The 13,175-nt window shown below is 43.7% G+C and carries 10 protein-coding genes, 3 tRNA genes and 1 rRNA gene; 1 reads left to right on the top strand and 13 read right to left on the bottom strand.

Annotation, left to right across the window (positions count from 1 at the left end; translation table 11 throughout):
* Positions 1 to 140 precede the first annotated feature (140 nt).
* The 9 genes from purD to htpG all read right to left on the bottom strand — a co-directional run bounded on the left by purD (position 141) and on the right by htpG (position 10,268).
* Positions 141 to 1,406, bottom strand: coding sequence for a phosphoribosylamine--glycine ligase (gene purD / locus BM294_RS08585; RefSeq protein ID WP_091206959.1), 1,266 nt, complete (start codon positions 1,404 to 1,406; stop codon positions 141 to 143).
* A 151-nt stretch (positions 1,407 to 1,557) separates the two neighbouring features.
* A complete protein-coding gene (gene purN / locus BM294_RS08580) occupies positions 1,558 to 2,148 on the bottom strand; it encodes a phosphoribosylglycinamide formyltransferase (protein WP_091206958.1) in 591 nt (196 codons plus the stop codon).
* 245 nt (positions 2,149 to 2,393) lie between these two features.
* The gene (locus tag BM294_RS08575) at positions 2,394 to 3,578 is read right to left on the bottom strand and encodes a phosphoribosylaminoimidazolecarboxamide formyltransferase (protein WP_091206956.1); all 1,185 of its coding nucleotides are present in this window, start codon (positions 3,576 to 3,578) and stop codon (positions 2,394 to 2,396) included.
* Between the two features lie 73 nt (positions 3,579 to 3,651).
* Positions 3,652 to 4,377: an IMP cyclohydrolase gene (locus BM294_RS08570; RefSeq protein ID WP_091206954.1), complete on the bottom strand. Its 726-nt coding sequence runs from the start codon at positions 4,375 to 4,377 to the stop codon at positions 3,652 to 3,654.
* Between the two features lie 92 nt (positions 4,378 to 4,469).
* A complete protein-coding gene (gene purM, locus BM294_RS08565; RefSeq protein ID WP_091206952.1) occupies positions 4,470 to 5,519 on the bottom strand; it encodes a phosphoribosylformylglycinamidine cyclo-ligase in 1,050 nt (349 codons plus the stop codon).
* A 132-nt stretch (positions 5,520 to 5,651) separates the two neighbouring features.
* Positions 5,652 to 7,151 carry an amidophosphoribosyltransferase gene (gene purF, locus BM294_RS08560; RefSeq protein ID WP_091206949.1) on the bottom strand — a complete coding sequence of 500 codons (1,500 nt, stop codon included), beginning with the start codon at positions 7,149 to 7,151 and terminating at the stop codon, positions 5,652 to 5,654.
* A gap of 29 nt (positions 7,152 to 7,180) precedes the next feature.
* Entirely contained in the window at positions 7,181 to 7,672 is a 492-nt protein-coding gene (purE, locus tag BM294_RS08555) for a 5-(carboxyamino)imidazole ribonucleotide mutase (RefSeq protein WP_091206947.1), read from the bottom strand.
* 57 nt (positions 7,673 to 7,729) lie between these two features.
* Positions 7,730 to 7,885 (bottom strand): hypothetical protein, encoded by a 156-nt coding sequence (locus BM294_RS15880; RefSeq protein WP_175494606.1) that lies wholly within the window; start codon positions 7,883 to 7,885, stop codon positions 7,730 to 7,732.
* A gap of 298 nt (positions 7,886 to 8,183) precedes the next feature.
* On the bottom strand, positions 8,184 to 10,268 hold the full coding sequence (gene htpG / locus BM294_RS08550) for a molecular chaperone HtpG (protein ID WP_091206945.1): 2,085 nt from the start codon (positions 10,266 to 10,268) through the stop codon (positions 8,184 to 8,186).
* Positions 10,269 to 10,718: 450 nt separating this feature from the next.
* Between htpG and BM294_RS08545 the strand changes: the two genes are divergently transcribed.
* A complete protein-coding gene (locus BM294_RS08545) occupies positions 10,719 to 12,476 on the top strand; it encodes a sensor domain-containing diguanylate cyclase (RefSeq protein WP_091206944.1) in 1,758 nt (585 codons plus the stop codon).
* A 176-nt stretch (positions 12,477 to 12,652) separates the two neighbouring features.
* On the opposite strand, the gene BM294_RS08540 is transcribed toward BM294_RS08545, so the two are convergent.
* The 4 genes from BM294_RS08540 to BM294_RS08525 form a co-directional block, all read right to left on the bottom strand.
* Positions 12,653 to 12,726: transfer RNA gene (locus tag BM294_RS08540), tRNA-Ile, on the bottom strand.
* A 23-nt stretch (positions 12,727 to 12,749) separates the two neighbouring features.
* Positions 12,750 to 12,822: transfer RNA gene (locus BM294_RS08535), tRNA-Thr, on the bottom strand.
* Between the two features lie 4 nt (positions 12,823 to 12,826).
* Positions 12,827 to 12,899: transfer RNA gene (locus BM294_RS08530), tRNA-Asn, on the bottom strand.
* A 164-nt stretch (positions 12,900 to 13,063) separates the two neighbouring features.
* Positions 13,064 to 13,175 (bottom strand): 23S ribosomal RNA (locus tag BM294_RS08525); the annotation flags it as partial.

Here is a 13,175-nt window from a genome sequence, read left to right as displayed (position 1 = left end):
ATTTCGGCTTACGCCGAAACAGCCTCGCCGGCTGGTGGCATCAGCATTTCTTACGAAACGCTGATAAATCTCGCAAGCCTTGGCATATATCCCTCGCATTTTCTTCGGTTATTTCATTCTATCAATATAAAAAATCACTGTTATTGAAGTGCTTTGAGTGCTCGCTGGCCTATATCTTTTCTCATGTGCATATCCTGGAATGTAACCTTTGATGCACTCTCGTATGCCTTATCAATGGCTTCCTTAAGGGTAGGTGCTGTCTCAACCACTCCGAGGACTCTTCCGCCGTGGGTGTAGAGCTTTCCGTCCTTGAGATCGGCGCCTGCAACATAGACATTATCAACTTCATCCACACCGGTGATCTCATAGCCTGACTTGTAGGAAAGAGGATATCCGCCGGATGCCTCAACGATGCAGCAGGCAGAGCCTTTCTTCCATTTAACCTCAGTTTCTGCAAGCGTACCGTCTGTTGTAGCCTGCATGATGGTGAGGAGATCTGAATCAAGAAGCGGAAGTACAACCTGAGTTTCGGGATCTCCGAAACGGCAGTTGTATTCGATGACCTTGGGACCATCTTTTGTGATCATGAGACCAAAGTAGAGACAACCCTTAAATGTTCGTCCTTCTTTATTCATGGCCTCGATGGTTGGCTTGAATATTTTTTCCATACACTCAGCTGCTACATCTTCAGTGTAGTATGGGTTTGGTGCTATGGTACCCATGCCGCCGGTGTTGAGCCCCTCGTCGTTGTCGTTGATACGCTTGTGATCCATGGATGAGATCATGGGAACCACAACCTTGCCGTCTGTGAAGCTGAGAACAGAAACCTCAGGTCCCTCAAGGAATTCCTCGATAACTATCTGATCACCGGAAGCGCCGAACTTCTTATCTTCCATGATGGTCTTGATACCATCGAGAGCCTCTTCGCGCGTCTCTGCAATGATAACACCTTTACCAAGCGCAAGACCGTCAGCCTTTATAACTGTAGGAATCGGACAGGTCTTAACGTACTCTTCTGCCTTTTCGATGTCATTAAAGACCTCGTAAGCAGCAGTCGGTATGTTGTACTTCTTCATGAGGTTCTTGGAGAAAACCTTTGAACCTTCGATGATGGCAGCTTTTGCTTCAGGACCGAAAGCAGGTATGCCTGCCTCCTTGAGAGCATCAACAGTACCCGCGACAAGAGGATCATCCGGAGCAACCACCACGTAGTCGAGAGCCTTATCCTTGCAGAAATTTACAACAGCAGCAACATCGGTAGCCTTTATATCAGGAACGCACTCGGCGTCCTTTGCAATTCCTCCGTTACCCGGAATCGCATAAATCTTCTCGATAGAAGCATTCTTCTTTAATGTCTTAATGATGGCGTGCTCACGACCGCCGCCACCTACAACACCTATCTTCATAACTTACCTCCGAAAACATATACGAGTCTGTTTGACACGACAGGTATATGATTAATTACTAAACTATATTTCAGTATTTGAAATGTGAGAAAAAATGTCCGGGATGGGTGTCACCCGGGCATTTTCTCGACCCATTAAAAAATTATCGAGGTTATGCTTTCGCTTCCCGTATTTCCAGGCTCATCATCTCAGCGGCTTTCGGAAGCAGCTTCCACTCAGCCTGTTCCATAACACGCTTCTGAAGAACCTCCGGAGTATCACCGGGCTCAATGTCTACGGCCTTCTGAAGAAGGATACGTCCGCCATCGGGAATCTCATTAACAAGATGAACCGTGGCGCCGGTAACCTTAACACCCCTTGCAAGAGCCGCCTCGTGAGGCTTCAGCCCGTACATACCCTTTCCGCAAAAACTAGGGATAAGTGAAGGATGAATGTTAATGATTCTGTCAGCATACTTCTTTGTGAAATTCTCACTGAGAATAGTAAGGTATCCCGCAAGGATGATAAGCTCGATACCGTTGTCTTCAAGAACACTTATAAGCCTCTCCTCATCCTTCTCAACAACCTCATGCTTTATTCCTGCATTCTCAGCCCTCTCAAGAGCATAGATCCCGGGCCTTGAACCAATCACCAAGGTAATCTCTCCGTCAGGAATCTCCCCGCGTTTCTCTGCATCAATCAGCGCCTGCAGATTAGTACCGCCGCCACTGACCAACACCGCAATTTTCGTTTTATTATTCATAATTACTTTGCTTCTCCGTTTAATATCAGGTTGTTAGTTATTACCGAATTATCGGTATAAACTGTGTGAGAGAAAATGTACGGGATGGGAGCCAAGGCTTGCGAGTTGAGAGCACAGACTGCGAAGAAATGTACGTATCTGAACGCACTTATCAAAGTGCGTTCAGTACGAACATGACGAGCAGGATGTGATATCAATCGAGTGAGCCGGCGCCCGCCCGGGCATTTTCTCGGCCCATTTCACAATCAATGATGGAACAGTCTCATACCGGTGAAGCAAACCACCATATCATACTTATCCGCAGTATCTATTACATGATCATCTCTTATAGATCCGCCCGGCTCAGCCACATAGGAAACACCGGACTTACGTGCACGCTCGATATTGTCGCCAAACGGGAAGAATGCATCCGAACCAAGAGCTGTACCTGTGAGCTTAGAAAGATATGCCTTCTGCTCGGCTCTTGTGAAAGGTGCCGGCTGCTCAGTGAAGTACTGCTGCCATGCGCCATCAGCGAGAACATCATCACACTCCTCTGAGAGATAAACGTCGATAACATTGTCACGATCAGCTCTTCTCAGACCATCCTTGAAAGGAAGATCGAGAACTCTGTCACTCTGACGGAGATGCCAGTGGTCAGCCTTGTCGCCTGCGAGACGTGTGCAGTGGATTCTTGACTGCTGTCCGGCACCGACACCTATGGTTTGACCATCCTCGGCATAAGCTACTGAGTTTGACTGAGTATACTTAAGAGTGATAAGGGCGATAGTCATATTGAGACGGGCTTCTTCAGGGATGTCTTTATTCTTTGTTACGATATTTGCAAATGCCTCATCCGTAACCTTGTAGTCATTTCTGCCCTGTTCGAAGGTCACACCGAATACCTGCTTGTGCTCTGCGGCAGCAGGCTTGTATGAAGGATCGATCTTTATGACATTATAAGCGCCCTTCTTCTTTGACTTAAGAATCTCAAGGGCCTCATCTGTGTATCCCGGAGCGATAACACCGTCGGAAACCTCACGATGAATGATCCTTGCAGTTGTCGCATCGCAGATATCTGAAAGAGCGATGAAGTCACCGTAGGAAGACATTCTGTCAACACCGCGGGCTCTGGCATAAGCACATGCAAGAAGTGAATCATCAAGTCCCTCGATGTCATCCACGAAGCAGGCCTTCTTAAGCTTGTCTGAAAGCTTTCTGCCTATGGCAGAACCTGAAGGAGAAACGTGCTTGAAAGATGCAGCAGCCACATGACCTGTTGCTTCCTTAAGGTCTGAAACAAGCTGCCAGCTGTTTAGAGCATCCAGGAAATTAATGTAACCGGGACGACCGTTCAGGATTTCGATAGGAAGCTCTGATCCGTCATGCATGTAGATCTTTGCAGGCTTCTGATTTGGATTCATTCCATACTTTAATTCAAATTCTTTCATAGGTGTTCTCCTCTGTAAACTCAAGTTTTATCATTTAATTCTGACGTAAAGATGCCAATCTGATTTGATGCTGTCAATTGATCTTTTCAAACTTGTTAACCAGCTTGTTCTCGATGTTTCCGCCGGTAATGTCTATATAGCGAACGTAAAGAGAAATCTTGTTCTCTTCGTTAAGATTGTTCCAGATAAGCTGCTTAAGCTCTTCTGCTGTGTTCGGGATGGCTACGCGCTCTGGCTCACCCTCGAAGGTAGGGATAGGATTGCCATTCTCCTTGTAGGTGTGAATGAAATGGCCGAGACCATTCTGGAGCTTGTATGAGAATGTATATCTCGCACAATCAGTACCGTCAGCGTCCTGTGACTTAAGGATGGACATCTTGTAGCTCTCTGAATCATCGAGGGTAACTACACCGCTGATTCTGGGAGTCCAGTTTGGACCGTCCGGCTCAAACTCTCTTGTCTCGAGAGCCTCCTCAAAGGTATTGCCGTCCTTCATGAAATCATAGATGGTGTCAGTCTGGTCACCGTTTGTAACAATGAGATTGTCGCCTATCTTTCTTATCGGGCTGTATATGATTAGGCTTGGATCCTCAACCTTGCTGGAATCAGCAGGATAAATGGTCACTGTGTCACCATCCTCTGTGAATACACGGTTTCTTGAGTTCGCTGAACGACCCATGATGAAGTATGCGATGGCGATGGATCTTCCATCCTCTGACTTGCCAATCACGATTCCTCGGCCGGGATATTCATTGTTTTTAAGAAGATCACCGAGATTTGCTACGTCATATGTTGCCATAATTGTCCTCCGAAATTATAGATATGAAATGCATAAGAGAGTGTTCTTACTCATGCATATAAACATTGGAAAGTATAGTAATGAAATACTGATTACTCGAGAATTACCTTGTCCTCTGACTTTACGATCTCGCCGAGGTGATAAGCCTCTACACCGTTCTCTCTGAGAACCTTAAGTGCCGTTTCCTCATCTTCCTTTGAAACCACAACGCTCATTCCAACACCCATGTTGTAGGTATTGAACATATCACGTGTTGAGATGTCACCGGTCTTCTGGATGAGCCTGAATATAGGAAGGACCTTTACATCGTCCATCTTGATCTTTGCACCGAAGCCGTCAGGAATAGATCTTGGGATGTTTTCGTAGAAACCTCCGCCTGTGATATGGCTGATGCCCTTGACCTTAACACTCTCAAGAAGCTTGAGAACAGGCTTTACGTAGATTACTGTAGGTGTGAGAAGTGCCTCTCCAAGAGACTTGCCGTCAAGATCTGCAAGTGGCTTTGTAAGCTCTTCCTTGCTGATGTTATCGATATCAAAAACCTTTCTTACCAGTGAGAAACCATTGGAATGAACACCGGAGCTTGGAAGGGCGATAACGACATCACCTTCCTTCATTGAGTTGTTGTCGATTATATTGTCCTTATCAACGATACCAACGGAGAAACCTGCAAGGTCGAATTCGTCTTCAGGATAGAAACCTGGCATCTCTGCTGTCTCGCCACCTACGAGAGCGCTGTCACTCTGTACGCAGCCCTCGGCAACACCTTTGACGATGTCAGCGATCTTTTCAGGAACATTCTTACCGCATGCAATGTAGTCCAGGAAGAAAAGCGGTTTTGCACCACAGCAGATGACATCATTTACACACATGGCAACACAGTCGATACCAACAGTGTCATATTTCTCCATAAGAAATGAAATCTTAAGCTTTGTTCCTACACCGTCTGTGCCGGAAACAAGAACAGGGTGCTTATAGCCCTCAGGAAGCTCGAAGAGGCCACCGAAACCACCGAGACCTGAACAAACGCCTTCGGTCATGGTCTTTGCAACATACTGCTTCATAAGCTCAACGGACTTGTATCCTGCTGTGATATCAACACCTGCATCCTTGTATGCTTCGCTATAGCTCTTTGTATTCATGATTACTCCTTTATAAGAGGCGTCACTCTATGCATATTTTGATTATGAAAGGATGACGCCGTATTTAAGTTTGTAAAAAACGGATAATGTGAAAGACTCTATTGAAAAGATGATTTTGTCAGAGTTTTGTTATCAATCATCAAATTTCTCGATATACTCGCCGTCTGAAATATGCTCAGAAGACTTAATAGTATGCTGGTCTCTCCACTCCTTTGAGATCTTCTCTTCAAAGCGGTTCTTTGAAGTTACGGAAGGAATCTCAGTAGGATACTTTCCGTCGAAGCAGGCGGTACAGAAACCTTTCTGACCTGTAGGATCCGCTATCTTGATTACATTTTCAACCGAGATGTATCCGAGGGAGTCAGCACCGATAATCTTTGCTGTTTCTTCCACTGAATGATGACAGGCGATGAGATTGTCACGGGAATCAATATCTATGCCGTAATAGCATGGGTTCATAAACGGAGGTGCTGTTATTCGCATATGAACTTCCTTTGCGCCGGCTTCTCTTACTATACGTACCAGTCGTTCACTTGTTGTTCCGCGAACTATCGAATCATCTACAAGGATAACTCTCTTACCTTCTATCTCGGAACGAATGGCATTGAGCTTGATTCGTACGAGGTTTTCACGCTCGGTCTGGCCAGGAGCGATGAAGGTACGACCGATATATTTGTTCTTGAGAAGACCGATACCATAAGGAATGCCGGACTCACGTGAGTAACCGACTGCGGCGTCAAGGCCGGAATCGGGTACACCGATAACGACATCGGCATCAACAGGATGTTCCTGTGCGAGATAACGACCTGCCTGTACACGTGCTTCATGTACTGAAGCTCCGTCAAGAATGGAATCCGGACGGGCAAAGTAGATATATTCGAAAACGCACATCGAGCGCTTTACTTTATTGCAATGATCCTTGATCGAGCGGATTCCGTTGTGATCCACAACTATGATCTCGCCCGGTTCTACATCGCGAACCAGCTTTCCGCCTACCGCCTCGATAGCACAGGACTCGCTGGCAAAAACAACAGAACCGTCCTCAAGTTTTCCATAGCAGAGAGGATGGAAACCATGCTCATCTCTTGCTGCGATGAGCTTAGACGGAGACATGATTACAAGAGAATATGCTCCATGAAGCTTATCGAGAGCATTGTTAACCGCCTGTTCGATAGAACCGGTTTTGATACGTTCTCTTGTTATGATATATGAGATAGCTTCTGTATCTGTAGTTGACTGGAAGATACAGCCGTTCATTTCAAGCTCAGAACGAAGTTCATAAGAATTAACCAGATTGCCGTTGTGGCAAAGCGCCATACGGCCTTTAACATGATTAACAACTATAGGCTGAGTGTTGATACGATTGGTTATTCCGCTGGTGGCGTAGCGTACGTGACCTACCGCCATCTGACCGTTGCCGAGACGCTCTATCTCACTTGACGGCATAGCCTCACTAACGAGACCAAGTTCACGGCGGAAACGGAAAAGACCCTCATCGTTAACAACGATACCTGCAGATTCCTGACCTCTGTGCTGCAGAGCATAAAGTGCGTAGTATGTAAGACGTGCTAATGGCTTGGTGGTTCTTGAATAAATACCAAAAACACCGCACTCCTCATGAAGTTTACCCATAAATCTCCTTAATAAATAAATCAAAAAAATTAGTTGAACTGAGCTTCTATAGCCGCATTTTTCTCGATGATCTTCCTGTGATTTTCATCACGTTCAGCCTGCAGCTTGTTGGCAAGGCTCTCATCTTCCACAGCAAGGATTTCTATCGCAAGAAGCGCCGCATTCTTTGCTGTGTTGACACCAACTGTGGCAACAGGAATTCCGGGTGGCATCATAACTGTGGAAAGAAGTGCATCCATGCCATCCATCACCTTAGATGAACAAGGGATACCGATGACGGGAAGTGTTGTGTTGGCAGCGATGGCACCTGCAAGATGTGCAGCCATGCCGGCAGCAGCAATGATGACGCCAAATCCGTTCTTTCTTGCTGATTTTGAAAACTCAGCGGCTTCCTCAGGTGTTCTGTGTGCACTGTAAACATGCACCTCTACAGGAACGCCATAGTCCTTGAGTACAGAAATGCCTTTTTCTACAACAGGAAGATCAGAATCGCTTCCCATGATGACAGCAACTTTTCTCATAATTCTCCTTTTTCACATAACAGAAAAGGGGAACAGCATAAAGCTGTTCCCCTTAGGTTACACTATATTCTTGATTGCATTACGGCAGATTACACCATTTCCGATAGAAACATACGCAAAAACAGACGCGCAGAAAATCGCATGAAGAACATGCAGACCGGATGATATGAGGGCAGAAAATGCTTCGCAGTGAACAGTATCAGAAAATCCCATTCGCTTCATCCTCAAATCCCTTTCAACGTAATCCTATAATGGCAACACTCAGAATTATATTAAATGCAAATATCTCCGTCAAGTCTGTAAAAACGCTGTAATATTACAGAATTTAAGATGCTAATTTGGAATTATATTGCATTGACACAACAACAGGCCCGATAGTCATGGGATTGATATTTATTTGACATTTCCGGAGGGCATTTTAAGTAAAAGAAATCCGTACTGTTTCAGGGACTGGAGTCAGAAACAATACGGATTATAATTATAAATGTATTAACCGGCGTGTTATTCGGATTTACTCTGCCATCTTCAAAAGGATGTCATTTGATCTCTCAATGAACTTTGCCATCTCTTCAGCAGGAAGTGGTGACTGCTGGATTCTTGCAAGATCATACAGCTGCTCGGAAATGAGATCGATGGTCTCTTTCTTACCTGAATCCTCACCATTCTCCATAAGGAACTTAACAAGTGGATGTTCTGTGTTAAGGATGAGAGTTTCCTGAACAGGCATAGCGCCCATTCCCATACCCTGCATTGCATACATCTTCATCATGTCGTTCATACGACGGCCTTCCTCAGAGATTGAAAGCATGGCAGCAGTCTTATCCTGAGTCATCTTCTGAAGCTTGACAGTGAGGGATTCCTTCTTTGTAGCATTTCTGATCCCGGTTTCGAGAGTCTTTGACTTTTCATCAAGGTTCTTCTGCTCATCATCAGATATCTCTGCTTTGAACTCATCAGTGAGGTCTGCATCGATTCTTCTGAAGTGAACGCCCTGATTCTTAGCCTCAAGTTCAGAAATGAAAGGCTGGTCGATACGCTCTGGAAGAACTACGGCATCCTTACCTGCATTCTTGAACATTGCGATATACTGGCTCTGCTGAACCTCATCTGTAACGTAGTAGATGACCTTGTTCTTCTCCTCCTTAGCCTTATCAGAAGCATTATCCTCTGACTCAACTACAGTATCTGTGTTTTCCTCTGTCTTGGCATCAGCATTCTCACTTTCAGCAGTGTCCTTTTCAACATCTATTCTGTTTACTTCGAGGCACTCAGGAAGAGCCAGATACTTTCCGTTAATATCCTTGAAGAGGATGTAGTCAGTCATCTTCTGACAGAACTTGTCATCACGGAGGCAACCATACTTTATGAATGGAGCAATATCATCCCAATACTTTTCATAATTCTCACGGTCTACCTTGCACATGCCTGAAAGCTTGTCGGCAACCTTCTTTGTGATATAATCAGAAATCTTCTTCACAAAACCATCATTCTGAAGCTGAGATCTTGAAACATTAAGAGGAAGATCCGGACAATCGATAACACCCTTAAGGAGCATAAGATACTCAGGGATAACTTCCTTGATATTGTCAGCAACGAATACCTGATTGTTGTAGAGCTTGATGGTTCCCTCTGCTGACTCGTACTCCATGTTGATCTTAGGGAAATAAAGGATACCCTTTAAGTTGTATGGATAATCCATGTTGAGGTGAATCCAGAACAGAGGCTCCTTATAATCGTGGAATACCTTGTGGTAGAATTCAATATAGTCTTCCTTCTTGCATTCGCTTGGTGACTTTGTCCAAAGCGGATGTGTGTCATTGAGAAGTACAGGACGCTTTTCAATCTTTACCTGAGCTGGAGTCTTTGTCTCCTTGCCATCCTTGTCTGTCTCTGTCTTCTCAGGGATCTCCTCAAGAACAATATCGGAATCAAGCTTCCTGTCTGCATCGATAGTTTCAGAATCCTTAGGAAGCTTGGTGATGTATACCTCTACAGGCATGAAAGAACAATACTTATCAATAATCTCTCTCATTGCCCACTCATTATCATACTTGAGTGCGTCATCATTGAGATGAAGTGTAATCACTGTACCGATGTCTGTCTTACTGCTGTCTGTAATCTCAAAATCTGTTCCGCCGCTGCATGTCCAGTGAACTGCATTAGCACCTTCCTTATAGGAAAGAGTTTCAATCTCAACCTTGTCGGCAACCATGAATACGCTATAGAAACCAAGACCGAAGTGTCCGATGATCTGATCATCATTAGCCTTGTCTTTATATGTGTTAATGAAATCTGTTGCACCTGAAAAAGCGATCTGATTGATGTATTTATCAACCTCTTCCTCAGTCATTCCGATACCGTTATCCTTGAATGTAACGGTACGCTTATCTGAATCTACGATAACATCTACTCTTCCCTTGTAGTCGGAAGGCTTTGTCCACTCACCGATGAGACTAAGCTTGTCAAGCTTGGTGATGGCATCGCAGGCATTAGAAATTACTTCACGTACAAAAATATCCTGATCAGAATACATCCACTTCTTTATGATAGGAAAAATATTCTCAGAATTGATTGATAATGAACCCTTCTTAGACATTAAAAACACCTCTCTAATAATTGTTATGATGTACAGGATAATGTTTATGCCGGCACAACTTGAATTAGGTATCATGCATATACTTTGCAATAAGAGTTATGAATCTTCGCGGTTTTACAATGTATCACCAGACAGATACTTAATTATTTGATGTACCGATAATCTACATAATCCGGTACTTTTTGATAAGTTCCGGAAAATGTGATTCTAACCAATTCACATTTCTGTCAAACATCTTAGTTAGTATGATCAACGAAATGTAGTATAACACCGCTGTTAGCACTCTGCAAGAGATACTGCTAACAAAAGCCGGTTAGAAATCGTATATGAAGGTAAAATACATTTGTTTATGTATTTATTTAGAATTAAACAGTTTTATATTACCGGAACATTTTGTCGAAAAGAATTGTAGTAGTGGCAAAATGGCTTTTGAGAGGATTATGTCATTCAATGAAACAGATACAGACGATATATACGAATAAGGAAGAGCTCAGAGAAACCTTATTTGAATGGAAGAAAGAGCTTGAAAAAGATAATCATAAGGCTATTGCGCACATTTTTCAGAGATACGATGCTATGCCGGAATCATATCCTGTTTATCAGGAGATAACAGGGCTTTTCAGAGAAATACTCCCGGATGTGGCATTTGCCGTTTTTTCGGGTGCCGGTGTAATAGCAGATCAAAAGATAACAGAGAATTCCTTTACTGTAACACTAACAGTATTTGAAGATAAAAACAGTGATGCAGAGATAAGGCTTCTGTCTATGGAAGATCCGGAAACGACCAAAGAGATACTCCGAAAAGAAATATTTACGAAGCCAAATCTATGTGGTATAGAGGTAATCTCAGCATTAACCTGGGAAAAGATGTTTTCTCTTATGGATGTTTTGGATGAACTGCCGGAAAGCATTTCCATCTTCGGAGGTGTTGCGGTCAGTGATGACGGATGTCCGTCCTATGTTGCGTCCAGCGATGATCACTCCATGATAGATGCATTTCTTATTACAACTTATTGCGGAACGGATCTTCATATCATGACGAGTCGCGTCAACGGATGGAAACATATAGGTTTTCCAATAAAGGTGACTCATTCTGTTGAAGATGTGATATACACGCTTAATGATGAACCGGCCTACAATATCTACAAGCGATATCTGAAGATACCTAATGACAGGAATTTTTTCTACAATGCCCTGGAGTTTCCTTTTGAGATCACAGAACCTAATGGAGATACTTACATCCGTCATGCAAAAAGCAGTACAGAAAACGGAGCTATAGTTATGTCTTCTTTTGTGCCTGAAGGAAGCACAGTAAGATTTTCTTATGGAGATCCGGAGGCTATAAGACAGGATGTTCGGGCACAGGTTAAGGCAACTGCAGATTTCAGACCGGAAGTACTGATTATGTGCAATTGTCTTGGACGAAAGCTGTTTTGGGGTGAGGACGCAAGTATAGACATTTCTCCATTCTTTACAATTGCCCCTATGTCGGGAGCGTGTTTTCTTGGAGAGATACTAAGGTATCAGGGAAAGACGTATCTTAATAATCTTTCGTTGGTAGTTGTATCAATGAGAGAAGGTGAAATTACAAATCATCCTGAATGCGGGTATACTGATACAGATTCCGGTGTACTCTCTCTTGCAAGCCGTCTGGCGAGTTTTATCAATACCATGACCGGTGAACTACAGGATGCCAATGAACAGCTTACGATTCTGCTGAAACAGGCTACAACAGATGCGCTTACAGGTGTTTATAATCGTGGTGAAATAACCAGAAAGATTGATGAGTGTTTCCTGTCGAGCAAGTGCGGTAAAACATGGTCGCTGATAATGATGGATATTGATGATTTCAAGCAGATAAATGATGTTTACAGTCATGCTGAGGGTGATAATGTTTTGAAGACTGCGACTTATGTTATTCAAAGTACCATCGAACGTTTGCATCCTGCGGCATCTCTGGGACGCTGGGGAGGAGAAGAATTTATGATACTTCTTCCTGATATAAATGTTCAGGAGGCATCATCTTTTGCAGAAGTATTGCGTATTGCTGTTCAGGAAATGCAATTTAAAGAGAGTCGCCGGATTTCTATGAGTTTTGGAGTTACGGAGTATATCCCAAATGAAAAGATATATGATACGCTTATGCGTGTTGACAAGGCACTCTATATGGTGAAGAACAGTGGAAAGAATGCCGTAAAAGCGTTATAAGTTGAAAAGAACTAAACTTCAGTTTTCAGAATAAAAGATAACTCAGAAAAAGATGTTAAAATAAGCCGGAGTTGTTGGATTTTTTTCGACAGCTCCGGCTATATGTATTTCTGATTATTAGTGAGGCTCATGATAAATACAAAAAAAGAGATAATCAATAAAGATTATCTCTTAAATGGAACCGCGGGGACTCGAACCCTGGACCGATCGGTTATGAGCCGACTGCTCTAACCAACTGAGCTACGGTTCCATCATCTTGGATTTTCAAGATAAAGCCGGGATTCGGACTCGAACCGAAGACCTACTGATTACAAATCAGTTGCTCTACCAACTGAGCTATACCGGCACAACTCCTCCAGTTGGACTCGAACCAACGACACCGCGGTTAACAGCCGCGTGCTCTACCGACTGAGCTATGAAGGAATATGTTTTAATTTGTAGGAATCTTTCCGACTCCCTTTAACTGCCCAAAGCCGTGCGACTCTTTTAATCGAAGATCAAAAGAAGTATCGTGCCTTGAAAACTGCGTACCGAATGCAAATAACTTATTCTCAGTAATCCATCTGTTATCCAGCAACCAAACCACATTGGTCAAACCCTCGACCTATTAGTAACTATCACCTGAATGCTTTACAGCACTTACAGCTTAGCCCTATCTACCTCGTAGTCTTCAAGGGGTCTTACTCTTGCGATGGGATA

Source organism: Oribacterium sp. WCC10 (genome assembly GCF_900113415.1).
Classification (GTDB): Bacteria; Bacillota; Clostridia; order Lachnospirales; family Lachnospiraceae; genus Oribacterium.
This window is presented reverse-complemented; position numbering and strand designations above follow the sequence as displayed.

What these genes read in the sequence shown, in the direction of transcription:
- BM294_RS08570 (WP_091206954.1), bottom strand. Translation starts at nt 4,377, where the DNA reads ATGGCAACATATGACGTAGCAAATCTCGGTGATCTTCTTAAAAACAAT.
- purM (WP_091206952.1), bottom strand. Translation starts at nt 5,519, where the DNA reads ATGAATACAAAGAGCTATAGCGAAGCATACAAGGATGCAGGTGTTGAT.
- purN (WP_091206958.1), bottom strand. Translation starts at nt 2,148, where the DNA reads ATGAATAATAAAACGAAAATTGCGGTGTTGGTCAGTGGCGGCGGTACT.
- BM294_RS15880 (WP_175494606.1), bottom strand. Translation starts at nt 7,885, where the DNA reads ATGGGATTTTCTGATACTGTTCACTGCGAAGCATTTTCTGCCCTCATA.
- purD (WP_091206959.1), bottom strand. Translation starts at nt 1,406, where the DNA reads ATGAAGATAGGTGTTGTAGGTGGCGGCGGTCGTGAGCACGCCATCATT.
- htpG (WP_091206945.1), bottom strand. Translation starts at nt 10,268, where the DNA reads ATGTCTAAGAAGGGTTCATTATCAATCAATTCTGAGAATATTTTTCCT.
- purE (WP_091206947.1), bottom strand. Translation starts at nt 7,672, where the DNA reads ATGAGAAAAGTTGCTGTCATCATGGGAAGCGATTCTGATCTTCCTGTT.
- purF (WP_091206949.1), bottom strand. Translation starts at nt 7,151, where the DNA reads ATGGGTAAACTTCATGAGGAGTGCGGTGTTTTTGGTATTTATTCAAGA.
- BM294_RS08575 (WP_091206956.1), bottom strand. Translation starts at nt 3,578, where the DNA reads ATGAAAGAATTTGAATTAAAGTATGGAATGAATCCAAATCAGAAGCCT.
- BM294_RS08545 (WP_091206944.1), top strand. Translation starts at nt 10,719, where the DNA reads ATGAAACAGATACAGACGATATATACGAATAAGGAAGAGCTCAGAGAA.